The sequence below is a fragment of the Stenotrophomonas sp. ZAC14A_NAIMI4_1 genome, assembly GCF_003086915.1.
In the GTDB taxonomy this organism is placed as follows: Bacteria; Pseudomonadota; Gammaproteobacteria; order Xanthomonadales; family Xanthomonadaceae; genus Stenotrophomonas.
Genome location: NZ_CP026002.1, coordinates 4,432,068 through 4,455,289, shown reverse-complemented (window position 1 = coordinate 4,455,289; position 23,222 = coordinate 4,432,068). Strand labels below are relative to the sequence as shown.

At 68.2% G+C, this 23,222-nt stretch carries 22 protein-coding genes; 6 read left to right on the top strand and 16 right to left on the bottom strand.

From position 1 onward, the window contains the following. Positions 1-55: 55 nt before the first annotated feature. The gene (gene gap, locus C1926_RS20370; RefSeq protein ID WP_079222994.1) at positions 56-1,060 is read right to left on the bottom strand and encodes a type I glyceraldehyde-3-phosphate dehydrogenase; all 1,005 of its coding nucleotides are present in this window, start codon (positions 1,058-1,060) and stop codon (positions 56-58) included. A 193-nt stretch (positions 1,061-1,253) separates the two neighbouring features. Here gap and C1926_RS20365 point away from each other — a divergent pair, with 193 nt between their 5' ends. The 3 genes from C1926_RS20365 to C1926_RS20355 all read left to right on the top strand — a co-directional run bounded on the left by C1926_RS20365 (position 1,254) and on the right by C1926_RS20355 (position 3,632). Continuing rightward, positions 1,254-1,883, top strand: coding sequence for an OmpW family outer membrane protein (locus C1926_RS20365; RefSeq protein ID WP_079223005.1), 630 nt, complete (start codon positions 1,254-1,256; stop codon positions 1,881-1,883). Between the two features lie 119 nt (positions 1,884-2,002). Beyond that, positions 2,003-2,821 carry a S1/P1 nuclease gene (locus C1926_RS20360; protein WP_108760460.1) on the top strand — a complete coding sequence of 273 codons (819 nt, stop codon included), beginning with the start codon at positions 2,003-2,005 and terminating at the stop codon, positions 2,819-2,821. Positions 2,822-2,831: 10 nt separating this feature from the next. Beyond that, on the top strand, positions 2,832-3,632 hold the full coding sequence (locus tag C1926_RS20355) for an MBL fold metallo-hydrolase (protein WP_108760459.1): 801 nt from the start codon (positions 2,832-2,834) through the stop codon (positions 3,630-3,632). Positions 3,633-3,675: 43 nt separating this feature from the next. Here C1926_RS20355 and C1926_RS20350 read toward each other — a convergent pair whose 3' ends face one another. The 3 genes from C1926_RS20350 to C1926_RS20340 are packed head-to-tail and all read right to left on the bottom strand — an operon-like array spanning position 3,676 to position 5,865. Next, positions 3,676-4,236, bottom strand: a complete 561-nt coding sequence (locus C1926_RS20350) for a hypothetical protein (protein WP_108760458.1) — start codon at positions 4,234-4,236, stop codon at positions 3,676-3,678. Positions 4,237-4,244: 8 nt separating this feature from the next. After that, the gene (locus C1926_RS20345; RefSeq protein ID WP_108760457.1) at positions 4,245-5,507 is read right to left on the bottom strand and encodes a TonB family protein; all 1,263 of its coding nucleotides are present in this window, start codon (positions 5,505-5,507) and stop codon (positions 4,245-4,247) included. Continuing rightward, the gene (locus C1926_RS20340) at positions 5,500-5,865 is read right to left on the bottom strand and encodes a BlaI/MecI/CopY family transcriptional regulator (RefSeq protein WP_079223013.1); all 366 of its coding nucleotides are present in this window, start codon (positions 5,863-5,865) and stop codon (positions 5,500-5,502) included. Before C1926_RS20340 ends, C1926_RS20345 begins: the two co-directional genes overlap by 8 nt. A gap of 117 nt (positions 5,866-5,982) precedes the next feature. On the opposite strand from C1926_RS20340, the gene C1926_RS20335 reads away from it, so the two are divergent. Genes C1926_RS20335 through C1926_RS20325 form a run of 3 tightly spaced genes read left to right on the top strand, consistent with a single transcriptional unit; the run spans position 5,983 to position 9,174 of the window. After that, on the top strand, positions 5,983-6,540 hold the full coding sequence (locus C1926_RS20335) for a flavin reductase family protein (protein WP_108760456.1): 558 nt from the start codon (positions 5,983-5,985) through the stop codon (positions 6,538-6,540). 34 nt (positions 6,541-6,574) lie between these two features. Next, entirely contained in the window at positions 6,575-8,527 is a 1,953-nt protein-coding gene (locus C1926_RS20330) for an acetyl-CoA hydrolase/transferase C-terminal domain-containing protein (protein WP_108760455.1), read from the top strand. 44 nt (positions 8,528-8,571) lie between these two features. After that, a complete protein-coding gene (locus tag C1926_RS20325; RefSeq protein WP_237771968.1) occupies positions 8,572-9,174 on the top strand; it encodes an NADAR family protein in 603 nt (200 codons plus the stop codon). A 24-nt stretch (positions 9,175-9,198) separates the two neighbouring features. Here C1926_RS20325 and C1926_RS20320 read toward each other — a convergent pair whose 3' ends face one another. The 12 genes from C1926_RS20320 to C1926_RS20265 form a co-directional block, all read right to left on the bottom strand. Continuing rightward, a complete protein-coding gene (locus tag C1926_RS20320) occupies positions 9,199-9,504 on the bottom strand; it encodes a HigA family addiction module antitoxin (RefSeq protein ID WP_108760454.1) in 306 nt (101 codons plus the stop codon). An 11-nt stretch (positions 9,505-9,515) separates the two neighbouring features. Beyond that, positions 9,516-9,794: a type II toxin-antitoxin system RelE/ParE family toxin gene (locus C1926_RS20315; protein WP_108760453.1), complete on the bottom strand. Its 279-nt coding sequence runs from the start codon at positions 9,792-9,794 to the stop codon at positions 9,516-9,518. A 262-nt stretch (positions 9,795-10,056) separates the two neighbouring features. After that, entirely contained in the window at positions 10,057-12,054 is a 1,998-nt protein-coding gene (gene tkt / locus C1926_RS20310) for a transketolase (protein ID WP_108760452.1), read from the bottom strand. 156 nt (positions 12,055-12,210) lie between these two features. After that, a complete protein-coding gene (locus tag C1926_RS20305; protein ID WP_079223022.1) occupies positions 12,211-13,545 on the bottom strand; it encodes a dicarboxylate/amino acid:cation symporter in 1,335 nt (444 codons plus the stop codon). A gap of 57 nt (positions 13,546-13,602) precedes the next feature. Further along, positions 13,603-15,249 carry a BatD family protein gene (locus C1926_RS20300; RefSeq protein WP_254057426.1) on the bottom strand — a complete coding sequence of 549 codons (1,647 nt, stop codon included), beginning with the start codon at positions 15,247-15,249 and terminating at the stop codon, positions 13,603-13,605. Between the two features lie 44 nt (positions 15,250-15,293). Then, complete coding sequence (locus C1926_RS20295) at positions 15,294-17,105, bottom strand: VWA domain-containing protein (protein ID WP_174214109.1); 1,812 nt, start codon at positions 17,103-17,105, stop codon at positions 15,294-15,296. Then, positions 17,102-18,106, bottom strand: coding sequence for a VWA domain-containing protein (locus C1926_RS20290; protein WP_108760450.1), 1,005 nt, complete (start codon positions 18,104-18,106; stop codon positions 17,102-17,104). The genes C1926_RS20295 and C1926_RS20290 overlap by 4 nt, the downstream gene beginning before the upstream one ends. Beyond that, positions 18,103-18,552, bottom strand: coding sequence for a DUF4381 family protein (locus C1926_RS20285; protein WP_108760449.1), 450 nt, complete (start codon positions 18,550-18,552; stop codon positions 18,103-18,105). The genes C1926_RS20290 and C1926_RS20285 overlap by 4 nt, the downstream gene beginning before the upstream one ends. Continuing rightward, positions 18,549-19,478 carry a DUF58 domain-containing protein gene (locus C1926_RS20280; RefSeq protein ID WP_108760448.1) on the bottom strand — a complete coding sequence of 310 codons (930 nt, stop codon included), beginning with the start codon at positions 19,476-19,478 and terminating at the stop codon, positions 18,549-18,551. Before C1926_RS20280 ends, C1926_RS20285 begins: the two co-directional genes overlap by 4 nt. 8 nt (positions 19,479-19,486) lie before the next feature. Further along, entirely contained in the window at positions 19,487-20,536 is a 1,050-nt protein-coding gene (locus C1926_RS20275) for a MoxR family ATPase (protein ID WP_108760447.1), read from the bottom strand. A gap of 166 nt (positions 20,537-20,702) precedes the next feature. Beyond that, positions 20,703-22,670: a type IV pilus secretin PilQ family protein gene (locus C1926_RS20270; RefSeq protein WP_108760446.1), complete on the bottom strand. Its 1,968-nt coding sequence runs from the start codon at positions 22,668-22,670 to the stop codon at positions 20,703-20,705. 21 nt (positions 22,671-22,691) lie between these two features. Continuing rightward, complete coding sequence (locus tag C1926_RS20265) at positions 22,692-23,198, bottom strand: pilus assembly protein PilP (protein ID WP_079225360.1); 507 nt, start codon at positions 23,196-23,198, stop codon at positions 22,692-22,694. Positions 23,199-23,222: the final 24 nt, after the last annotated feature.

Sequence of the window (23,222 nt, the reverse complement as noted above, 5' to 3'; positions counted from 1 at the left end):
CCCATAAACAATGAACCCCGGCAAGCCGGGGTTCGTGTGCGGATCTTCGCGGGCCTTACTTGGCCGCGACGACCTTGGCCATTTCAAGGCACTTGTTCGAGTAGCCCCACTCGTTGTCGTACCACGACACGAGCTTGACGAAGGTGCCGTCGAGGGCGATGCCGGCGTCGGCATCGAACACCGAGGTGTGGGTTTCACCGACGAAATCGGTGGCCACCACCTTGTCTTCGGTGTAGCCCAGGATGCCCTTCAGCGCGCCTTCGCTCTGTGCCTTCACTTCGGCGCAGATCTCGGCGTAGGTGGCTTCCTTTTCCAGCTCGACGGTCAGGTCGACCACCGACACGTCCGAGGTCGGGACGCGGAAGCTCATGCCGGTCAGCTTCTTGTTCAGTTCCGGGATGACCACGCCGACGGCCTTGGCCGCACCGGTGGACGACGGAATGATGTTCTCCAGGATGCCGCGGCCGCCGCGCCAGTCCTTGTTGGACGGGCCATCGACGGTCTTCTGGGTGGCCGTGGCCGCGTGCACGGTGGTCATCAGGCCGCGCTTGATGCCCCACTTGTCGTTGATGACCTTGGCCAGCGGGGCCAGGCAGTTGGTGGTGCACGACGCGTTGGAGATGATCGCCTGGCCGGCGTAGGTCTTGTCATTCACGCCGAACACGAACATCGGCGTGTCGTCCTTCGACGGAGCCGACAGGATGACCTTCTTCGCGCCCGCATCGATGTGCTTCTGCGCGGTTTCCTTGGTCAGGAACAGGCCGGTGGCTTCCAGCACCACGTCGGCGCCGACTTCGTCCCACTTCAGGTTGGCCGGGTCGCGTTCCTGGGTCAGGCGGATCTTCTTGCCGTTGACCAGCAGGTCGTTGCCCTGCACCGCCACGTCGGCCTTGAAGCGGCCATGCACGGAGTCGTACTTCAGCATGTACGCCAGGTAGTCCGGCTCCAGCAGATCGTTGATGGCCACGATTTCGATGTCATCGCCGAAGTTCAGCACCGCCGAGCGCAGGACGTTGCGTCCGATGCGACCGAAACCGTTGATACCAACCTTGATTGCCATGTTCAGAAGCTCCTGCAGCCGCGACAGGTGCGGCGGGATGGATAGGGCCCATAAGTCTAGCAGCACCCCACTGGCCACCGCCGGCCAGCGCCGCGGGCTGGCAGGCGGCGGGACAGGATTTGATCCGGATCAAAGCGTTAGCGCGGCGTGAGGCCGAGACTGGCCGCATCTACCCCGCAACGAGAACACCCCCATGCGCAAGACCTCCCCCCTGATCCTGGCCGGCCTGGCCGCTGCCGTCTCACTGGCCGCCGCCCCGGCCATGGCCCAGTCCAAGGGCGACTGGACCGTCTCGGCCGGCGTCCACCAGGTCGCCCCGAAGTCGAACAACGGCTCGCTGGCCGGTGGCACCCTGAAGGTGGACGTCGACAGTGACATCAAGCCGACCATCACCGGTGAATACTTCATCGCCGACAACCTCGGCATCGAAGTGCTGGCCGCGCTGCCGTTCAAGCACGACATCAACATCAACGGCCTGGGCCGCGTGGGCAGCACCAAGCACCTGCCGCCGGTGGTAAGCCTGCAGTACCACTTCAACAGCAAGGGCAAGGTCTCGCCGTTCGTCGGCGCGGGCCTGAACTACACGACGTTCTTCAGCGAGGACACCACTGGCGCGCTGGCGGCCAGCAAGCTGAAGCTGGAAGACTCGTGGGGCCTGGCCGCGCATGCCGGTATCGACTTCGCCATCGGCGAGAAGGGCGCGCTGCGCGTGGACCTGCGCTGGATCGACATCGACAGCAAGGTGAAGCTGGACGGCGAGAAGATCGGTACGGTCAACATCGACCCGCTGGCTTACGGCGTCTCCTACGTCTTCAAGTTCTAATTCAAGTTCCAGGACACCCACAACCCTCGCAGCATGTTGCCCCGGTGTGTGTGCCGGGGCTTTTTTGTGGACACATTGCGTCAATCCCGCGGTTACCTTCGCCCCGCTAGAATGGGCGCATGAAAGCCCTGCACTCCCTGATCCTCGCTGCCGCCCTCGCGCCGGCCCTGCTGACCCTGTCCGCCCCCGCCCATGCCTGGGGCGCGCAAGGCCATCGCCTGGTGGCCGAAGTGGCCGATACCCGCCTCAACCCGGCCGCGCGTGCCGAGGTCGACCGCCTGCTGGCCACCGAGCCCGGCGCCACCCTGGCCAGCATCGCGCCGTGGGCCGACCAGCTGCGCGCCAAGGACCCCGGCCTGGGCCGTCGCTCCGCCGGCTGGCACTACGTCAACATCGCCGAGGACGGCTGCCAGTACGAGCCGGCCAAGCATTGCAAAAACGGTAACTGCATCGTCGAAGCACTGAAGGCGCAGAGCGCCATTCTCGGCGACCACAGCCTGACCGACGGCGAGCGCCTGCAGGCGCTGAAGTTCGTCGTGCACATGGTCGGCGACGTGCACCAGCCGATGCATGCCGGCTATGGCCACGACAAGGGCGGCAACGACTTCCAGCTGCAGTTCGGCAACCGCGGTACCAACCTGCATTCGCTGTGGGACAGCGGCATGCTCAACACCCGCAAGCTGGATGACGCCGGCTACCTGCCGGTGCTGCGCGCGTTGCCGGCGCCGAAGCTGGCCCGCCAGTCCAACCCGCAGCGCGACCCGCAGCGTTGGGCCGAAGCCAGCTGCCGCATCTCGGTGCAGCCGGGCGTGTACCCGGCCACGCGCAAGATCGGCGATGAATACACCGAACGCTATCGCCCGGTGGCCGAAGCACAGCTGCGGCTGGCCGGCGAAAATCTGGCACAGCTGCTGAACCGCGTGCTCGGCACGCGCTGAGGAGGTTCCGATGTCGGCCCAGGTCCAATCCTTCTTCCACCGCGACAGCAATACCTTCAGCTACCTGGTCTTCGACCCGGACAGCGGTGAAGCGGCGCTGATCGACCCGGTCCTGGATTACGACCCGGACACCGACGCCAGCAGCGACGCGCCGGTGCGCCCGCTGCTGGAGGCCATCGAGCAGCAGGGCCTGCGCCTGCGCTGGCTGCTGGAAACCCACGCCCATGCCGACCACGTGTCGGCCGGGCGGCGGCTGAAGCAGCGCTTCCCGCAGGCGACCCTGGCCATCGGCGAGGGCATCCGCGCGGTGCAGGCCACCTTCGCACCGCGCTACGGCCTGGAGCTGGCAGCGCAGGACGCACACTTCGACCATCTGTTCACCGACGGCGAAACCTTCGCGCTGGGCCAGTTGCAGGGCCGCATCATCGCCGTGCCCGGCCACACCAGCGACAGCATCGCCTACCTCATCGGCGATGCGCTGTTTACCGGCGACTCCCTGTTCATGCCCGATGGCGGCACTGCCCGCTGCGATTTCCCGGGCGGTGATGCCGCGCAGCTGTACCGCTCCATCCAGCGCCTGCTTGCCCTGCCCGATGCCACCCGCGTGTTCGTCTGCCACGACTACGGCCCGGGTGGCCGCGCGTTCGCCAACCGGACCACCATCGGCGAGCAGCGCGCGCACAACATCCACGTGCACGACGGCGTAGAGGAAGCCGCATTCGTCAGCGTACGCGAGGCACGCGATGCGACCCTGGCCGAACCCAGGCTGATGCAGCCGGCGGTGAAAGCCAACATCGTTGGCGGCGCCTGACGACAGCGGTGGAGAACCGCCGGGCGTGGCCCGGCGCTACCCGTTACCTGCCCTGCGTGCGTACCACGTGCTGGCCCTTCACGATCTCGAAGGTGAACGCGTACTGCAGGGTGACCGCCACCGGTTCGATGCGGTCCGCGCCCTCGCAGCCACGGTCATCAGGCATCTTGCCCGGTGCGAAGTGGCAGACCGCTGCGGACGAGTACAGCCACTGCGCGACCGCGGCCTGCGCAGCCTGCAGCAGCGGCCCGTTCTCCGCCGCCAGGCCGGCGCTGCATTCACTGCGGTCGGTCAGCGGCTGGCTGCGTTCAACCCGCCCCTGCGCGTCGACCACCACCTGCAGGCAGATGGTGGTCGGTGCCAGCGAGGTGCGTGGGTCGTTCCCGCCCACCACCGGGTCGGGTGCGGTATGCAGCTGCGGCATCCGATAGCCCTCGCTGGCCGCCAGCGTGTAGGGCTGGATCTGCCCGCTACCGTCCCCATCCGCCGCCCGCAGGCGCTGGTGGCCGACGTTCTCGCTGCGGGTGTCGACCGTGGTCACGCGCTCCCGGGTGGCGCAGCCTGCCAGCAGCACCGCTGCAATACACAGCGGTGCGCCCTTCATCGCTGCCTTCACTGCGCCTGGCCACCAGCAGGTTCGGTGTTGTCCATGGCGTAGGTGATCGGGATACGCAGCTTGCCGGCCACCGCCTTGCCATTCTTCATCGCCGGCGTGTAGGTCCATTTACGCGCCGCTGCGATCGAGGCAGCTTCGAATACTCCGGGGTTGGTCGCACTTTCCACCTGCACGTCGGTGACGGTGCCCTTGGCATCGACGGCCACGATCAGCTTCACCACACCGGTCTGGCCCTTCTCGAAAGCCTCGGCCGGATAGCTGGGCGGTGACATCTTCTGTGCCTGGATCGGGCTGTCCAGCCCGGCCTTGGCGGCATCCGCCGCGGCGTACTGGTACGGCTCGGCGCTGACCGACGGCGTGCCCTTCACCGCACCCTGGCTGGCCCAGGCCAACGCAGCAACACCCATGCACAACCCCACCAGCAACACCTGGCCGGACACCTTCGGCAATGCCTTCCGCTTCGACTGCTTCAACATGGCGATACGCTCCTTCAACACGGGTTGGCTGCGCCAATGACATGCCATCGGTGCAACCGGGTGGACCAGCTGCGCCTTCAACAGCGTGCTGGCATAAAGACGGCGCTGCATCGGCTGCGCGGCAACGGTGCGCGCATCGCAGGCCAGTTCCTGGTCGCGCAGGAAGCGGCGCGCAGCCCAGGGCAACAACGGGTGGAACCAGAACACCGACCGTGCCAGCAGCAATGCGCCATTGGCCCAGTGGTCGCCATTGCGGCGGTGGCTGCGTTCGTGGCGCAGGATCAGCGCCTGTTCGTCGGCATCGAACTGCTGGTCGAAGTGCGGGCCGACCACGATGCGCGGCTGCCACAGGCCGACCAGCGCGGGCAGGCCGGGGTCGGCGCTGGCCTGCCAGCTGCCATCACCACGTGCCTGCAGCGTGCCCAGTGCGCACTCGAAGCGGCGTTGCGCGCGCAGTTCGCGCGCCAGGTGCAGGCCGGCACCCAGCCCCCAGACCAGGGCCAGCAGCCAAGGCCACATCGGCAGCTGCGCGGTGACACCTTCAACGGTGCCCGGCACCACCTTCAGCGGCAGCGTGGGCACATGCTGCAGCACCGGCAATGCCCGCAGGGCCGGCAGGGGCAGCAGCAGGGCCACCAGCAGCAGCGGCAGCAGCCACCAGCTGCGATAGGCCAGCTCCGCGCCGCCCAGCTTCACCAGCAGTGGCCGCGCGGCCGCCAGCAGCAGCGCGCCCAGCGCCAGCCACAGGCTGGCCTGCCACAGTCCATCGAGCAGCTCATTCATCGTCCATCTCCTGGATCAGCTTCTTCAGTTCGGCAATGTCCTGCGCCGTCAGTTGCCCGCGCTCGCTGAAGTGCGCCACCAGCGGCGCCACCCGGCCATCGAACACGCGGCCGATGAAGTCCTGGCTCTGCGTTTCCACCCAGGCCTGGCGCTGCAGCAGCGGCTGGTACAGGTAGCGGCGGCCATCGCGCTCGGCGGCGATCGCGCCCTTGGTCAGCAGGCGGTTGAGCAGGGTCTTGATGGTCGGCTCGGCCCATTCACGGTGGGCCAGTGCGGCCACCACCTCATCGGCACTGCGCGGCGCCTGCTGCCACAGCACCTCCATCACGACGGCTTCGGCTTCGCTGATCGGGGTCATGGTTTACATCCGTAATCGACAACCCGATTACGCGCGTAATCGAATGGGATGTCAAGCCCTCGACTGTCGGTTCATCCGGCCTGCCCCAGCATCGGCCCTTCTGCCCACGGAGCCCGCATGAAGCCACTGCGCAAACTGGATTACCCGGTGGACCAGGCCCGGCGTTTCCTCGAGCCGGGCCCCATCGTGCTGGTCAGCACGGCGGCCCACGGCCAGCGCAACCTGATGACGCTGGGCTGGCACATGGTGATGGGCTTCTCGCCCTCGCTGCTGGCCACCTACATCTGGAACGAGAACCACAGCTTCGCCCTGGCCCGCGACAGCCGGCAGTGCGTGATCAACGTGCCGGGCGTGGAAATGCTGGACACCGTGGTGGACATCGGCAACTGCAGCGGCCGCGAGGTGGACAAGTTCGCACGGTTCGGCCTGGATGCAGTGCCCGCCCGCGACGTCGCCGCACCGCTGGTCGGCCAATGCCATTCCAGCTTCGAGTGCCGGCTGCACGACGACAGCCAGGTGCAGGCCAACAACCTTTTCATCTGGGAAATCGTGCGCGCCCACGTCGCCCCGCGACCGAAGCTGCCACGCACGTTCCACTACCGGGGCGATGGCCGGTTCATGGTGTCGGGGCAGGAAATCTCGCGTCGACGGCGGTTCAAGCCCGGCATGCTGTAATGCCAGCACTCCCCTTGCCGCAGGACCGCCACGCATGACCGAACACCTGACCGACCTCGACGCCGCCGTTGACTGGCTGTTCGCGCGCGTGGACGGGCCGCTGCGGGTGGGGGCACCGCTGGCACTGGGCAAGCCGCACCGGCTGCTCAATGCGTTGTATGCGCGGGTGGAAGGGGATGCGTCGCGGCCGCTGCAGCTGTACACCGCACTGTCGTTGAACCCGCCCAAGGCACGCGGCGATGGCCTGGAGGCGCGCTTCATGGCGCCGTTCGTGCAGCGCCATTTCGGCGAGGATTTCCCGCGCCTGGCCTACGCCGATGCGATCGCCCGCGATGCGCTGCCCCCGCATGTGGAGGTGGAGGAGTTCTACATGCAGTCCGGTGCGCTGCTCGGCTCGCGCCAAGCGCAGTCCAGCTACACCAGCCTGAATTACACGCATGCCGCCGATGCCGTGGCGCAGCGCGCGCCGCACGTGATCGTGCAGAAGGTGGCGATGCGCCCGGACGATCGCCGGCTCTCGTTGTCGTGCAACAACGACATCACCCAGGACACCTTGGACGCGATGGCCGCGCGTGGACTGCCACGCCCGCTGCTGGTGGCCGAGATCGACCCGCAGCTGCCCTACCTGGGCGGCACGGCCACGGTGGATGTGTCCTTCTTCGATCTGGTCATCACCCCGCCGCCGCCGTACCCGGCGCTGTTCGGCCTGCCACGGCAGCCGGTGGCCGATGCGGACTACGCCATCGGCCTGTACGCGAGCACCCTGGTACGCGATGGCGGCACGCTGCAGATCGGCATCGGCACCCTGGCCGATGCACTCAGCCATGCGCTGGTGCTGCGCCACACCGACAACGCGCGCTACCGCCGCGTGTTGAACGCGCTGGACCCGCAGCTGGCCAGCCACCCGCTGGTGCAGGAAATCGGCGGGCTGGATCCGTTCGAGGTGGGCCTTTACGGCTGCAGCGAAATGCTCAACGAAGGCTTCCGGCGGCTGGTGCAGACCGGCGTCATCCGGCGCAAGGTGCACGACGATCTGGCGCTCATGCAGCGCATCGAGAATGGCAGCACGCTGTCCATCGACCATGCCACGCTGGAAGCCGAGGGCGAGTACCTGCACGGCGCGTTCTACCTCGGCTCGCCCGAGTTCTACGAATGGCTGCGCACGCTGCCCGAGGACGAGTGCCGCGCGATCGGCATGCGCCGCATCAGCGAGATCAACCAGCTGTACGGCGGCAACGAGACGCTGGAGCGCCTGCAGCGCCGCCATGCGCGCTTCTTCAATTCCTGCATGATGGCCACCGCGCTGGGTGCGGCAGTGTCCGATGCGCTGGACGACGGCCGCGTGGTGTCCGGCGTGGGCGGGCAGTACAACTTCGTGGCGATGGCGCATGCGCTGCCGGAAGCGCGCAGCGTGCTGATGTTCCGGGCCGCGCGCGACGACAAGGGCCAGCGCGCCTCGAACGTGCGCTGGAACTATGGGCACACGACCATTCCGCGCCACCTGCGCGACATCTACCTCAACGAGTACGGCATTGCCGACCTGCGCGCGTTGACCGACGACGACTGCGTGCAGGCGATGGCCGCGATCACCGAAGCGCCGTTCCAGGCGGGGCTGCTGCAGCAGGCCTACGCATCGCGCAAGCTGCGTACGGGGCGGCACCCGGACCCGCAGCGCGAACAGCGCAACACACCGCAGGCTCTGGCCTCGGCACTGGCCCCGTTCCGTGCCGATGGCACCCTGCCCGACTACCCGCTGGGCAGCGATTTCAACGAGATCGAGCAGGTGCTGGTGAAGGCACTGGGCTGGCTGAAATCGAACACGCAGACGCGCGGTGACATGCTGCGCACGGTCTGGGCAGCGCTGCGGCAGCCGGCCGGCGATGGCGATGCGGTGTACCTGCAGCGCATGGGCCTGCAGGCGCCAAAGGAGTTTGGCGAGCGCCTCAACGCACGGCTGCTGCGCCTGGCCCTGGCCCGCACCGCGTAATTGCACGGTGGTAGCGCCGGGCCACGCCCGGCGGACAAGCATCAGTGCCAACCAAGGTTGGCACCTACCTGGGCACGGCGGCACGCTATCCTGTAGCGATGAAAGACGATTCCCGTTTCCTGCATGACCTGCAGCAGCGCCAGGCTGCAGGCGAAGACCTGCGGTACCTCTGCTTCTGGGGCCACCAGCCGCCGCGCAGCGGTGTGTCCGCCTCCTGTTTCAGTCAGTGGTATGACGCCGGCTTCGACATCGACGGCGTGCATTACCGCACCGCCGAGCACTACATGATGGCCGGCAAGGCGCGCCTGTTCGGTGCCACCGAGCTGCTCGACAGGATCATCGCCAGCACCACGCCGGACAAGGCCAAGGCACTGGGCCGCCAGATTGAAGGCTTCGACGAAGCGCGCTGGGTACAGGCGCGCTACCAGCTGGTGGTGGACGGCAACAAGGCCAAGTTCGCCCAGAACCCGGAACTGGGGGCGTTCCTGCGCGCAACCGAAGGCTGGGTGCTGGTCGAAGCCAGCCCGGTGGATTTCATCTGGGGCATCGGCCTGGCCAAGGACCACGCCGACGCGCACAACCCGGCGCAGTGGCGCGGGTTGAACCTGCTGGGGTTCGCACTGATGGACGTGCGCGGGGCGATGTAGCGTCTATCCACGCATGGCGCGGATCTACTGCTGACTGTTCAGCATGTCGCCCAGATACAGGCGCTTGATCGGAGGATGTTCCCGATGTTCCGCTTGCCATAGATCATAGGCTGCCTGCATCGCCAGCCACATCCGTGCATTTCCCAAGCCAGCCAGTTCCAGCCGGTACGCCAGCTCTGCAGAAATGCCCGCATGCCCGTTGATGATCGTCGACAGCTGCCCCCGGGAGTACCCCAGGTGCTGCGCCAGCGCACTGATGGACATGCTGATCGCAGGCAGGATGTCCTCGCGCAGCGACTGCCCCGGATGAGGCGGGTCATACATGGGCATCGCGGGTGCTCCTAGTGGTAATCAAGGTAGTCAACCAACTCAACATCAGGCCCCCGGAACCGGAAGATCACTCGCCAGCTGGCCGACACACTTACGGACCAATAGCCTTTGTAGTTCCCTTGCAATGGGTGCAGGCGATTACCCGGTAATCCCATGTCGCCGGGCAGTTCGGCTTGATCCAACTGATGGAGCAGACGACGCAACCGGCCGACATGGTCCGGCCTGACTCCTGACGCGTCACCACGGTCATAAAGTGCTTTCAGCCCCTTGTGCCGGAAGCTGACGATCACGGACGTCCACTGTAAGGCATGACCTTACATTCCGCAATTTGGATGTGCGTCCTGTTCACGATTCCTCCCGTATACGAACTCGGCCCGCATCGGCGAACCTAACGAAGGTGGTTGTTTTCGCAGAGAACGCAGTAAAGACGGAAGAGGCCAACGCGACATCACCGGTTCGCCGATGAGTCATTCCGGGAAAGAGAGTGTGTCCACCCGGAAACGAGAAAGGCCGGCTTGCGCCGGCCTTCTCCTTTCTGCTTCGCGAAGCTGCTTACAGCGCCTTCGCCGCGGCCACCACGTGATCGGTGGTGATGCCGAAGTGCTTGAACAGCTTGTCCGCCGGGGCCGAGGCACCGAAGGTGTCGATACCGATCACCGCACCGTCCAGGCCGACGAACTGGCGCCAGAAACCGGTGACGCCGGCTTCGATCGCCACGCGCTTGCGCACGGCATTGGGCAGCACCGATTCACGGTAGGCCGCATCCTGGCGCAGGAACACGTCGGTGGACGGGATGGAGACCACGCGGGTCTTCAGGCCGGCGGCGTCCAGCTGGGCCTTGGCTTCGGTGGCCAGCGAGACTTCCGAACCGGTGGCGATCAGGATCACGTCCGGGGTGCCAGCGGCGTCGGCCAGCACGTAGCCACCGCGCTCGATCTGGGCGATCTGCTCGGCGCTGCGCGGCTGGTGCGGCAGGTTCTGGCGGCTGAACACCAGGCAGCTCGGGCCGTCCTGGCGGGTAATCGCAGCCTTCCAGCTCACGGCCGACTCGACGGCATCGCACGGGCGCCACACGTCGTTGTTCGGAATGTAGCGCAGCGAGGCCAGGTGCTCCACCGGCTGGTGGGTCGGGCCGTCTTCGCCCAGGCCGATCGAGTCGTGGGTGTAGACGTGGATCGCGTGGGCCGGGATCAACGCGCTCATGCGCACGCCGTTGCGGGCGTAATCGCTGAACACCAGGAAGGTGGCGTCGAACGGAATGAAGCCACCGTGCAGGGCCAGGCCGTTGGCAATGGCGGTCATGCCGAACTCGCGCACGCCGTAGTACACGTAGTTGGCATTGGCGTCATCGCTGGCCACCGACTTGCTGCCCTTCCACAGGGTCAGGTTCGAGTGCGCCAGGTCGGCCGAGCCGCCGACGATTTCCGGCAGCAGCGGCGCGAAGGCTTCGATGGCCAGCTGCGAGGCCTTGCGCGAGGCGATGGTGGCGCCTTCAGCGGCGACCTTGGCGATGTAGGCATCGGCCTGGGCGACGAAGTCGGCCGGCAGTTCGCCGTGCGAACGGCGGGTCAGTTCGGCGGCTTCGGCCGGGTATTGCGCAGCGTACTTGTCGAACTGCTGTTCCCACTCGGCCTGGCGCAGGGTACCGGTACCGCCGGCACGCCAGCCGGCGTAGATCTCTTCCGGAATCTCGAACGGACCGTAGTTCCAGTCCAGCGCCTTGCGGGTGGCAGCCAGTTCGTCCTTGCCCAGCGCGGCGCCGTGGCTGGATTCCTTGCCGGCCTTGTTCGGCGAACCGAAGCCGATCGTGGTGCGGCAGCAGATCAGGGTCGGCTTGTCGCTCTGCGACAGCGCGGCCTCGATGCCGGCCTTGATGCTTTCCGGGTCATGGCCGTCGACATCACGCACAACGTTCCAGCCGTAGGCCTCGAAACGCTCGGGGGTGTTGTCGGTGAACCAGCCCTCGACGTTGCCGTCGATGGAGATGTGGTTGTTGTCCCAGAAGCAGACCAGCTTGTGCAGGCCCCAGGTGCCGGCCAGCGAAGCGGCTTCGTGCGACACGCCTTCCATCAGGCAGCCATCGCCCATGAACACCCAGGTGCGGTGGTCCACGATCTCCAGCTCCGGGCGGTTGAAGCGCTGTGCCAGCAGCTTCTCGGCCAGAGCGAAGCCCACGGCATTGGCGAAACCCTGGCCCAGCGGGCCGGTGGTGGTTTCCACGCCCGGGGTCTCGTGGCGTTCCGGGTGGCCGGCGGTGTGGCTGCCCAGCTGGCGGAACTGCTTCAGCTGCTCGATCGGCAGGTCGTAGCCGCTCAGGTGCAGCAGCGCGTACTGCAGCATCGAGCCGTGGCCGTTGGACAGCACGAAGCGGTCGCGGTTGAACCACTGCGGGTTGTTCGGGTTGTGCCGGAGGAAGTCGTTCCAGAGCACTTCGGCGATATCGGCCATGCCCATGGGCATGCCGGGATGGCCGGAATTTGCGGTTTCAACCGCATCAGCGGCAAGGAAGCGGATGGCGTTGGCCAACTGGCGACGGGTAGGCTGCGTCATGGTTCTGTCGGAATCGGGAGGCGGCCGCGAAACTGCGGGCGCGCCATTGTCCCACAGACGCCCGGCAGGGTCAGGTCAACGTCGCCCGGAAACGAGACGGGGTCGGAGCCCTTTCCTGGTGGAAAGGGATCCGACCCCGTTCAGGTGTTGCCGGGATCAGTTGTCCAGGCGGGCGGCGGCGGCAGCGGCCTCGGCCGGGGTGTCCGCAGCCTCGCCCTTGGCCACCAAGGTGGTCAGGGCCAGGTCGCCGGTCACGTTCAGCGCGGTACGGCACATGTCCAGGAAGTGGTTCACGCCCAGGATCAGGCCGATGCCCAACGGGTTCACGCCCACCATGGCGCAGATCATCGCCACCACCGGCAGCGAGCCGGAGGGAACGCCCGCGGTGCCGATGCCGCCCAGGATGCAGACCGCCATCACCATGACCTGCTGGCCGATGGACAGGTCCACGCCGAAGAACTGGGCCAGGAAGATCACCGTCACGCCCTCGAACAGCGCGGTGCCGTTCTGGTTGGCGGTGGCGCCCACGGTCAGCACGAAGCGCGACACGCGCTGCGGCAGGCCCATCTGGTCGGCCACGCGCAGCGCGGTCGGCAGGGTGGCGTTGCTGGAGGCGGTCGAGAACGCCATGACCGTCGCTTCCTGGGTATCGCGGAAGAACGACAGCGGCGAACGGCCCGACAGCCACACCGCCGCGCCATAGGTCACGATCATGTGCAGGCCCAGCGCCAGCACCACCACGCCCACGTAGGCGCCGAGGCGGATGATCAGCTCGAAGCCGAACAGCGCGGCCAGGTTGAACATGAAGCAGGCCACCGCATACGGGGCCAGGCGGATGACCAGGTTGATCAGGGTCATCGAGATTTCGAACACGCCTTCGATGGCGCGGCGCAGCGGGGCGACCTTCGCTTCATCGGTCAGCACCATGCCGATGCCGAACATCAGCGCGAAGAACATCAGCGACAGGATGGCGCCGTTGTCCGACGCGGCCTGCAGCACGTTGCTCGGCACGATCGACAGCAGCATGTCCATGCCCTTGGGGGTGCCATGGATGCCGGCCACGATTTCCTTGCTGCGCTCGGCGTTCTCCGAGAGCATCAGCGCGGCGGTCTGCGGGTCGACGCCGGCGCCCGGCTTGAGCACGTTGACCAGCACCAGGCCGATGCCCACGGCGATGCCGGACAGCAGCACGGTGTAGGCCAGGGTCTTCCAGCCGATGCGGCCGAGGGCGCGGATGTCGCCCATCTCCGACACGCCCATGATCAGCGCCGAGAAGATCAGCGGCACGATCAGCATGAAGATCAGGTTGAGGAACAGGCCCGACGCCGGCGTGGTGATGTAGTCCATGACCCACTTGGCACCGGCCTGCAGGCCATCGACGCTGCCGCCCAGGGCATGCACGGTGAGTCCCAGGACCAGGCCGATCGCAAAGCCGATGCCCATCTTCCAGTGCAGGGGCAACTTCTTCTTGTCGGCAGCAGCTGCTGTCATACGCGGCGTTCCTCGAAAAATGAATCTACTCTAACAAAGCGCGCAAGCCGCGCCGGTTCAGGGTCGCTGCGTGGGGTACAGCGGCGCCAGCCCAGTGTCGGCGGCCTCCTGCGGTGTCGACCAGTGCGGTCCGTCACGGAAGCATTCGCGCAGGCGTGCACGCAGTGCGGAGGCTTCGCCCTGCCCGCCCCAGCGCGCGGCCTGCAGGTCCAGCAGCACCTGGCGCTGGGCCGGATCGGCCAGGCGTTCGATCACCTGCTCCAGGCGCTCGACGCCGGCCATCGCACACAGCTGCGCCTGCACCTGGTCGAAACCTTCACCATCGAGCGCACGGCGCAGCTCGGCCACGCTGCCGCGCGGCACGCCACTGTGGTTGGTGCCTGCCGCTGTGGGCGACCCTGCAGGAGACACGCGGCGGCCACGGCGCCAGCCCCAGGCCAGGGTCAGCAGCCACAGCAGGGCGAGGCCAGCGGCGGCGGCGATCCACGGCCACGGGCGCGCGTCCGCGGCCCCCAGCGGCACGGCAGTCGGTGCGGCCGGCGCCGCGTCGTCGCCGGGCAGCGCGGCCTGTGTGTCGATGGGCTGGGCGGCCGGAGCGCCGCCACGGCCGGCGGCCACCACCAACGTGAGGTCCGGCAGCGTGGCCTGCTGGGCGCTGCCGCTGTCCACGTTCCACCAGGCCAGCCTCGGCCCGGGCACGACCAGCGTGCCGGCCTGGCGCGGCACGATCGAGTAGCGCCGGGTGATCTTCAAGCGCGGCGTGCTGCCGGTGAACGTTTCATCGTACTGGGCCGGCTCGGCGAAGACCTGCCCGGCATCGCCTACGTCGGGCACCGGCAGATCAGTGAACTGGGCGCGGGTCGCGCCGTTGGCCACGGCTTCGACCACCACGGTGGCCGCTTCGCCGGCACGCGCACTGTCCGGCGCCGTGGTGTAGCGCAATTGCAGCCCATGCAGCGGCAACCACGGCTGCGGTGCCTGCGCCGGCTGCGCGCGGACCTGCAGGGTACGCTCGGGGGCGACGGCATTCATGCGCCCGTCGCCGCCGGCGCCGAAGAAATCATCGAAGAAGCCACCCGCGGTGCGCCCGTTGAAGCGGGCACCGGGCAGGCGCAGCGGCCCGCTGCGTTCGGGAATCAGCAGGAAGCGCCGCTCCACCACGTTGTAGCGGCGGCCGTTGATCTGGCGCACGTCGGTGCGGTCCTCGCCCACCCGCTGCAGCGACGCGCCCTCGGGCGTATCCAGCACCAGCTCGCCGGAGGCCAGCTGCGAGGCGAAGTAGAGGCGCACCACCACGCCGACGCTCTGCTGCACGTAGGGCTGCGCATCATCCACCTCGGTTTCGACGAAGGCGACGGCATTGCTCTGTGCGGTGGCCACCGTGCCCGCGCCCACCTGCAGCTGCAGCGGCTCGGTGCGCTGGCTGCCCACCTGCAGCGAGGGCACCAGCAGGGTGCCGCTGCGGCGCGGGGTCAGCGTCACCGAGTAGACGGTGCGCTGCTGCATGCTGCCGTTGCTCCATTGCACCTGGCGGTTGCTGCCCTGCGCACCCAGCACGAAATCGGCATTCAACGGCGCGTAGTCCGGGCTGCCCTGGTCGGTTTCCACCTGCAGCGTGACCGGTTCACCGAGCTGGGTACTGGTCGTCTCCAGCCACGCGCGCGTCTGCGCCAGCGCGGCCGATGGCAGCCAGGCCAGCAGCATCGCCAGCAGCACCGTCACGTGGAGTGTCCTGCGCGGCACGCCGATCATCGCCCTTCCCTCTTTCTACGTTCGTTTTCCAACTGGAACTTGGTGCGCAGCAACGAGCCCGGGTCATCGGGCACGCGGCGCATCCAGGCGTCCACGGCCTGCTGTTCCTCGCGCTGCTGCGGCGTGCGCCCGTCGCCGCGTCCAGCGGGCTTGCCCTGCTCGCCCGGCCTGGATTGCTGCATGGCCTGCTGCATGCGCTGGCGCTGTTCCGCATCGGCCTGTGCCTGCGCCTTTGCATCGGCCGCCTGCGGACCGGTGTCCTGGCGGTCCTTGTCACCGGGTTTGCCCTGCTGCGGCGGCTGCTGATCCTGCCGGCCCTGCTGCGGGCCCTGCTGCCCCTGCTTGGGATCCTGCTGCCCCGGCGAACCCTGCTGGCCCTGTTGCTGCCCTTGCTGCGGCTGCTGCTGGCCCTGTTGCTTGTCCTGGTTGGAGCGGTTGTTCTGGTCTTTGCTGGACGGCGGCTTGCGCTTGCGCGCGGCGTCCACCACCGCACGGTTGGCCACCGCGTCGGCCATGCCGGGATGCTTGGCCAGCGCGCGGTCGTAGGCGGCGATGGCACCGTCGTAGTCACCCTGCCGCGCCAGCGCGTTGCCCAGGTTGTACAGGCCGGCATCGCTGTCGATGCCTTCGAAGCGCGCGCGCGCCGTATCAAAATCGCCGTTGCGGTAGGCCTGCACGCCTTCGGCGATGCGTTCGTGCTCGCGCTGGTCGGCACGCTGCCAGAGCGTGCCGGTTTCCTTGGCCGATGTGTTGCGGGGTTGCGCCTGCAGGTTGCCTGCCAGCGGCAACAGCCCCACCGCCAGCACCGCGGCCAGCACCGCGCGGCGGCGGAACGCCAGCAGGGCCAGCAGCATCAGCGGCGGCAGCAGCCAGTAACCTTCGTCCTGCCATTGCCTGCCCTGCCCCGGGCCCTGCCGTGCAGGGCCATCACTGGCATCCAGCACGTCCAGCGCGCGCAGGTCGCGGTCATCGGCGGCAATGCGCGCGTACTGCCCCCCACCGGCGGTCGCCACCGTGCGCAGGCTGCCTTCATCCAGCGCCGCCTGCGCGATCTGCCCGCTGCCATCGCGATAGGCCGCGCCCGTGGGCGTGCCCAGCCCCAGCACGGATACCTGCAGGCCGAGACTGCGCGCCTGCGTTGCGGCGAGTGCAGCGGCAGCATCGGCCTGGTCAGTGACCAGCAGGATGCGCCCGCGCAGCGTGCCGGTCTGGCGCAGCAGCTGGGTGGCCCAGTCGATGCCACGGTCGGCATGCTGGCCATCGCGCGGCATCACATCCGGGGCCAGCGCATCCAGATAGAGCGCTACGTTGGCGGTGTCATCGGTCAACGGTGCAACGGTGTAGGCATCGTCGGCATACACCACCAGGGCGACCTGGCCTCCTTGCCGCGCACGCAGCAGCGCACCGATCTTCGCCCGCGCCTGCAGCAGCCGCGAAGGCGGCAGGTCGGTGGCCGTGATGCGACTGGACAGGTCCAGCACCACCACCAACGGCGTGCCGGCCTGGTACATCGGCTGCGCCTGCTGGCGCCAGCTCGGGCCGGCCAGGGCCAGCACCGCCAGCGTGCAGCCCAGCAGGAGGGCCCACGGCAGGCGCGTACGACGGCGCTCACCGGCCGCCAGCAGGTGCGACAGCAGGTGGGCATCGACCGCCTGCCGCCACGCATCGCTGCGGCGTTGCCGGTACAGCGTGAAGGCGATGACCAGCGGCAGCACCAGCAGCGCCCACAACCATTCCGGCCGCAGGAAATGCAGTGCGCCCGCATCGGGGAGGACGGCGTGGAGCTTCTGCAGGAATGTCGCGATCATCGGCGCCGCTCCGGCCACAGCCAGGCCAGCGCGCCCAGCAGCAGGGCCAGCGCCAGCGGCCAGGCATAGCGTTCGCTGCGCGGGCGCAGGCTCGGGCCCTTGGCGGCGATGGGTTCCAGACGATCCAGCTCGGCGTAGATGCCGACCAGCTCGTCGGTGTCGCGGGCGCGGAAGAATCGGCCCCCGGTCATCTCGGCAATCCTGCGCAGGGTGGCTTCATCCACCGGATCACGATCACTGGCGATGGGGATGCCGAACAGGCGCATGCTGCCATCGCTGCCAAACGCGACGGTGTGCACGCGCACGCCTTCGGCACGGGCCAGTTCGGCCGCGCGCAGCGGCTCCAGCACACCGGCATTGCTGACGCCGTCGGTCAGCAGGATCAGCACGCGCTGTCCTTCGGGTTGGCTGCGCAGGCGCTTGACCGCCAGCGCGATCGCATCGCCGATGGCGGTTTCGCGCCCGGCCAGGCCGACCACGCTGTCGCGCAGCTGGTCACGCACGCTGGCCAGGTCGGGGGTGATCGGGGTGAGGGTGTACGCGCGGTCACCGAAGACCAGCAGGCCGACACGATCACCGGCACGCCGGTCGAGGAAGTCGGCCAGCACCGCCTTGGCCGCGGTCAGGCGTTCCACTGCCTGCGAGCCGAGCACCATGTCCGGCTCGCTCATGCTGCCGGACACATCCATCGCCAGCATCATCTGCCGGCCCTGCTGCGGCGGCGTGATGGCCTCGCCCAGCTGCTGCGGCCGTGCCATCGCCACGCACAAGGCGGCCCATGCCAACCACAGGATGAGCGTGCGCAGCCAGGACGCATCGATACGCCCGCCCCCGGACAATGCCTGCAGCTCGGCTGCGGCGTAGGGCACGCGCAGGGCTGCACCGGGGTCGGCGCGGCGTTTCCAAAGGTGCATCAGCAGCGGCACCGGCAGCGCGAAGAGCGCCAGCGGCCAGGCCAGCTGCAGGTCCGGCCAGGGCCAGTAACTTGCCAGTAGGCTCATCGGCGGCGCTCCTGCAGCAACTGCAGGTATCGCTCGCGCGCCCAGCGACGGACCTCGGCCACGTCGCCTGCTGCGACCTGCGGCCGGTAGGCGCCTTCGGCCAGCAGGCGGCGCTGCGGCTCCGGCAGCTGCTCCTTCGGATCGATCCGCTGCCACCAGGCCTGGTCATGCAGGGCTTCGCTGCCGGGCTGGGCCAGCCGCGCGGCACGGCGCAGCAGCCCGGCGATGGCGGCCAGCTCGGCCGCTGCGGCGGGCGCGGCCTGCAGCTCGCGGTCGAACTGCTGCAGCCAGCGCTGGCGACGGCGGCGACGGCGCTGGCTGATGAACACAAGGATGCCCAGCACCAGCAGCAGGACGGCGGCCAGCATCAGCCAGCCCGGTGCGGGCGGCCACCACGACGGTGGCGGCGGCAGCGCGACATCGCGCAGCGGCAGCGCCGTACTCATGCCGGCACCTCGGTGGGCGCAGGTGCCAGCCAGGCATCGCTGGGGGCGTCGGTGGAAAGGATCTGCACATCGACCCGGCGAGCGGCCAGCTGCTGGCGCAGCGCCTGCAGCGGTTCGACGAAGTGTGCGTGCCAGTGGTCCTGCACCTCGCTGCGGCGCAGGTCCAGGCCGATGCGCTGCTGTGCGGCCAGGAACTGCAGCGGCGCCGACGGCGGCTGCAGTTCCAGCGGGTCGACCAGCAGCAGCAGGGTCAGGTCATGGTGCTGGGCCAGGGCGCTCCAGCGCGCCGGCGCGATGCGCAGGGCCTGCTGGGGATCGGCCAGCACCAGCATGCGCGCGCCGGGGCGCAGCACGCGTCCGGCGTGGTCCAGCGCACGCTCCAGGCCGAGGTCATCGGCGGGCGGTTGCGCGTACCAGCGGGTCAGTGCGTCGAGCACGCGCAGCACGCCACGCGGCCCGCCGGCTGGCGCGATCGGTGTTTCACGGTCGCTGCCGCGCAGGGCGCCGATCCGGTCGCCACGACGCTGCGCCGACCATGCGGCCACGGCACCGGCGCGTGCGGCCTGCACCGATTTGAAGCGCACGCGCGTGCCGAAGTACAGCGCGGGCGAGGTGTCGGCCACGATCAGGCTGACCCGCTCGCGCTCGGCCTGGAACAGCTTGGTGTGGGCGCGGCCGGTGCGTGCGGTCACCCGCCAGTCGATGTGCCGCGCGTCATCGCCGGCGACGTATTCGCGTGATTCGGCGTACTCCATGCCGCGCCCACGCAACGGTGAGGGCGCCTGGCCGGCATTGCCGGCACGCCCACGGCGTGGCGGTGGCGGTCGCTGTGCCAAGCGGCGCAGGGCCACCAGTTCGGCCAGCTGCGGGCGCAGGCCATCGCCTTCAACCACGCTGGCGCTCTGTGGCGCGGATGGATCGGACATGCGCAGGCTCAGGGTGCCGGCACGCGGGCCAGCAGTTCCTGCACCAGGCGCTCGCCATCCCAGCCTTCGGCAGTGGCTTCGTAGCTGGGCAGCACGCGGTGGCGCAGCACATCGGCGGCCACGGCGCGCACGTCATCGGGGGTGACGAAGTCACGACCGGCCAGCCAGGCCCGTGCTCGCGCGCAGCGCTCCAGCGCGATCGAGCCGCGCGGGCTTGCGCCCCAGGCGATGCGGCGGCCGAGGCCGGCGTCATAGCGCGACGGATCGCGCGAGGCCAGCACCAGCTCGATCAGGTAACGCTCCAGCGCCGGCGCCATGTGCAGGTCCAGCACTTCGCGGCGGGCGTCGAAGACCACCTGCATCGGCAGCTTTTCCGGTGCGGGCGCCGCGTCGCCGAGGGCGCCACGTGCGCGCTCGCGGGCCAGGCGCAGGATCTCCGATTCAGCGGCCTGGTCGGGATAGCCGATCCGCACATGCATCAGGAAGCGGTCCAGCTGCGCCTCGGGCAGCGGGAACGTACCCTCCTGCTCGATCGGGTTCTGCGTGGCCATCACCAGGAACAGCGACGGCAGCGCATAGGTATGCCGGCCGACAGTGACCTGGCGCTCGCCCATCGCTTCCAGCAGGGCCGACTGCACCTTGGCCGGGGCGCGGTTGATTTCATCGGCCAGCAGGATCGGATGGAAGATCGGGCCCGGCACGAATTCGAAGCGGCCTTCCTGCGGGCGCCAGATCTCGGTACCGGTCAGGTCGGCCGGCAGCAGGTCCGGGGTGAACTGGACGCGGGCGAAATCGGCTTCCAGGCGCGAGGCCAGCGCGCGGATGGCGGTGGTCTTGGCCAGGCCGGGGGCGCCCTCGACCAGCAGGTGGCCATCAGCCAGCAAGGCGATCAGCAGGCGCTCGACCAGCGCGGCCTGGCCGACGATCTCGGCCGACAGGGCGTCACGCAGGCCGATGAAGGCCGCATGCAGCTGCGAGGGGGTCTGCGCGGGCGGCGCGGTGGCTGGCGCGTCAGGCGGCGCGTTCGACGAATCGGGCATCGGCGGTGGCAGGTTCATGGGGGCCTTTGACCGGCGCGGGGTGGCACGGGTTCCCCACATCATCGCAGGCCGGTCCCGGGATTGGATCAAGGACGGATGAATGGCCATCCGCGCAGGGCGTGGCGCCACAACGAACCGGGGCCGCACATGGCGGCCCCGGTTCGAACAGCGTGTGATGGCTGGCTCAGCTCTTCTTGGCCACGCGCAGCACCTTCGGGGTCACGAACACCAGCAGTTCGGCCTTGTCCTTGTTGCGGCCACGCTTCTTGAACAGGTTGCCCAGGAACGGCACGTCGCCCAGGAACGGCACCTTGCTGACGCTGCTGCGGTCGGTGAACTCGTACACGCCACCGATCACCACGGTCTGGCCGTCTTCCACCAGCACGGCGGTGTTGACTTCGCGGCGGTTGATTTCCGGGATTTCACCGTAACCGGCCAGGGTGATGTAGCGCTGCACTTCGTCCTTCTTGACCTCCATGTTCAGGAACACACGGTTGTCGTCGGTGATGGTCGGAGTGACCTTCAGCTGCAGCACCACTTCCTTGAACTGCACGTTCGGGGTGGCGGCACCGCCGGCGGCACCGCCGCCGCTGATGGTCACGTAGCCGATTTCCTTACCCTGCTTGATCAGGGCCTCGCGCTGGTTGGTGGTCACCACGCGCGGGTTGGAGATCACTTCACCACGCGACTCTTCCTGCATGGCCGACAGTTCGACGTCCAGCAGGTAGCCCGCGTTGAGGATCGACAGTGCCAGCGAACCCGGGTTGCTGGTGGAGGCCACCGGCAGGTTCCAGTTGAGGCCGTCGCCAATCTTCGAGGCAGTCGGAACCGGGGCGGGGCCGACGCTGCCGCCAATGATCCAGTCACGCACGGCATTGGCGTTGGCTGCGTTGGTGTCGACCTGCGAGTTGAGCGTATTGTGGTTCTGGGCCACGTTGCCGCCGAAGAACACATTGTCGCGGCTGCCGCTGATGCCGAACTTCGCACCCAGCTCGCGGGCGAAGGTATCGGTGGCGATGACGATGCGGCTCTCGATCAGCACCTGGTCGACCGGGCGGTCGATCACGTTGATCAGCTCACGCATGCGCGCGATCTTCTTCGGGATGTCGCTGATCATCAGGGTGTTGGTGCGCTCGTCGGCCACGATGCGGCCGCGCGAGGACAGGAAGCCGCTCTCTTCATTGCTGGAGCTGCTGCCACCACTGCCACCACCACCGCCACCGATGCCCTTGGCTTCGGTCAGCGCTTTGAAGATCTGCGAGGCGCTGTGGTAGTTGATCTGCACGTAATCGGTCACCAGATCCTCGCGGTTCTCGATGGCGATGCGTGCGTCTTCCTTTTCCTGCTCGAACTTGGCCAGCTCGGCCTGCGGCGCGACCCAGATCACGCTGCCATCCTGGCGCTTGTCCATGCCCTTGGCGCGCAGCACGATGTCCAGTGCCTGGTCCCACGGCACGTTGACCAGGCGCAGGGTCACATTGCCCTGCACCGAATCGGACGCCACGACATTCAGGTTGGATTCTTCGGCGATCAACTGCAGCACGGTGCGCACCGGCACGTCCTGGAAGTTGAAGGTCACCGGCTTGCCGCTGTAGCCACGCTGCGGCACGCCCTTGGCGGCCTGGGTGACGCTGCCTGCGGTGACGGCACCGACGGCGGCCGGTGCCTTGCGGGCACTGATCTCCACCACGTACTCGTTGCCACTCTGGTAGGCCAGCGATTCAACCGCGCCGCCAGTGCTCAGCACCAGCTGGGTGCCTGCGCCGGACGGCTTGGCGTCGATGCGCTGCACCGGCGTGGCGAAGTCGGTGACGTTCATCGGCTTCTGCAGGTTGGCCGGCAGCCGGGCATTGCCGACGTCGACCACCACGCTGTTGTCCTGCGTCCGCAGGTCAGGGATCGCGCCCTGGCCGTCGAACTCGACGATCAGGCGGCCGCTGCCGTCTTCGCCGCGTTTGAAATCGATCCGCTGCACCGCCAGCGATGCCGGCGCGGTGGCCTGCGCTGCAACGGCGGTGCTGGCCGGCTTTTCAGCCGGTGCGGCAGCCAGCGCCGGAGCGCAGGCCAGCATCAGCGCGACTCCCAGCGCGCTGATGCGGTTCAAGGTAGAGCGCCGGATGGGTCGCAGCCCCTTGGCTTGGTGAAAAGTCATCGTGCTATCCCCAGTAAACGATCATTGATCATCGAGCGCGAGCGTGGCCGGACGTTCCAGCCAGCCCCCCGCGCCGTCCGGCACAAGTTCGATCAGTTCCACGCGGTCTTCGTAGACCGCGGTGACCCGCCCGTCGCTCTGCCCAAGGTATCCACCCGGGCGCACCCGGTAGGTCACCTTGTCGGGCCCCATCACCAGGGCGACCGTGCCGCCTCCGGTACCGATGGTGCCCACCATGTCCAGCGCATCCAGCGGGAAGCCTTCAAGCGGCTCCTTGCGCCGGTTCGGATCCGGACGGGTTCCGCCAGCCCCCTGCTGCGGATTGGTCCAGGCATCGGTGAACGGATCGCGCATGCCCTGCGCGGAGTATTCGAAGGTCTCGAACTGCTGCATCACCGGCAGCGGCTCCAGCGGCTGCGCCGGTCGTGCACGTTCGCTGGCGACCCAGGTTTCAAGGTTGGGCGCGTCGCCCGGCGTGCTGGTGACGCCGCGGCCACAGCCGGCCAGCATCAACACCGCCAGGGCCATGCCGCCTCGTGCAATGAAGGAACG

Coding starts and splice junctions, on each gene's coding strand:
- gap (WP_079222994.1), bottom strand. CDS start 1,060: ATGGCAATCAAGGTTGGTATCAACGGTTTCGGTCGCATCGGACGCAAC.
- C1926_RS20365 (WP_079223005.1), top strand. CDS start 1,254: ATGCGCAAGACCTCCCCCCTGATCCTGGCCGGCCTGGCCGCTGCCGTC.
- C1926_RS20360 (WP_108760460.1), top strand. CDS start 2,003: ATGAAAGCCCTGCACTCCCTGATCCTCGCTGCCGCCCTCGCGCCGGCC.
- C1926_RS20355 (WP_108760459.1), top strand. CDS start 2,832: ATGTCGGCCCAGGTCCAATCCTTCTTCCACCGCGACAGCAATACCTTC.
- C1926_RS20350 (WP_108760458.1), bottom strand. CDS start 4,236: ATGAAGGGCGCACCGCTGTGTATTGCAGCGGTGCTGCTGGCAGGCTGC.
- C1926_RS20345 (WP_108760457.1), bottom strand. CDS start 5,507: ATGAATGAGCTGCTCGATGGACTGTGGCAGGCCAGCCTGTGGCTGGCG.
- C1926_RS20340 (WP_079223013.1), bottom strand. CDS start 5,865: ATGACCCCGATCAGCGAAGCCGAAGCCGTCGTGATGGAGGTGCTGTGG.
- C1926_RS20335 (WP_108760456.1), top strand. CDS start 5,983: ATGAAGCCACTGCGCAAACTGGATTACCCGGTGGACCAGGCCCGGCGT.
- C1926_RS20330 (WP_108760455.1), top strand. CDS start 6,575: ATGACCGAACACCTGACCGACCTCGACGCCGCCGTTGACTGGCTGTTC.
- C1926_RS20320 (WP_108760454.1), bottom strand. CDS start 9,504: ATGCCCATGTATGACCCGCCTCATCCGGGGCAGTCGCTGCGCGAGGAC.
- tkt (WP_108760452.1), bottom strand. CDS start 12,054: ATGACGCAGCCTACCCGTCGCCAGTTGGCCAACGCCATCCGCTTCCTT.
- C1926_RS20305 (WP_079223022.1), bottom strand. CDS start 13,545: ATGACAGCAGCTGCTGCCGACAAGAAGAAGTTGCCCCTGCACTGGAAG.
- C1926_RS20300 (WP_254057426.1), bottom strand. CDS start 15,249: ATGCTGCTGGCCTGGCTGCCATCGGCCGCGCTGGCGCAGACGCGCGCG.
- C1926_RS20295 (WP_174214109.1), bottom strand. CDS start 17,105: ATGATCGCGACATTCCTGCAGAAGCTCCACGCCGTCCTCCCCGATGCG.
- C1926_RS20290 (WP_108760450.1), bottom strand. CDS start 18,106: ATGAGCCTACTGGCAAGTTACTGGCCCTGGCCGGACCTGCAGCTGGCC.
- C1926_RS20285 (WP_108760449.1), bottom strand. CDS start 18,552: ATGAGTACGGCGCTGCCGCTGCGCGATGTCGCGCTGCCGCCGCCACCG.
- C1926_RS20280 (WP_108760448.1), bottom strand. CDS start 19,478: ATGTCCGATCCATCCGCGCCACAGAGCGCCAGCGTGGTTGAAGGCGAT.
- C1926_RS20275 (WP_108760447.1), bottom strand. CDS start 20,536: ATGAACCTGCCACCGCCGATGCCCGATTCGTCGAACGCGCCGCCTGAC.
- C1926_RS20270 (WP_108760446.1), bottom strand. CDS start 22,670: ATGACTTTTCACCAAGCCAAGGGGCTGCGACCCATCCGGCGCTCTACC.
- C1926_RS20265 (WP_079225360.1), bottom strand. CDS start 23,198: ATGGCCCTGGCGGTGTTGATGCTGGCCGGCTGTGGCCGCGGCGTCACC.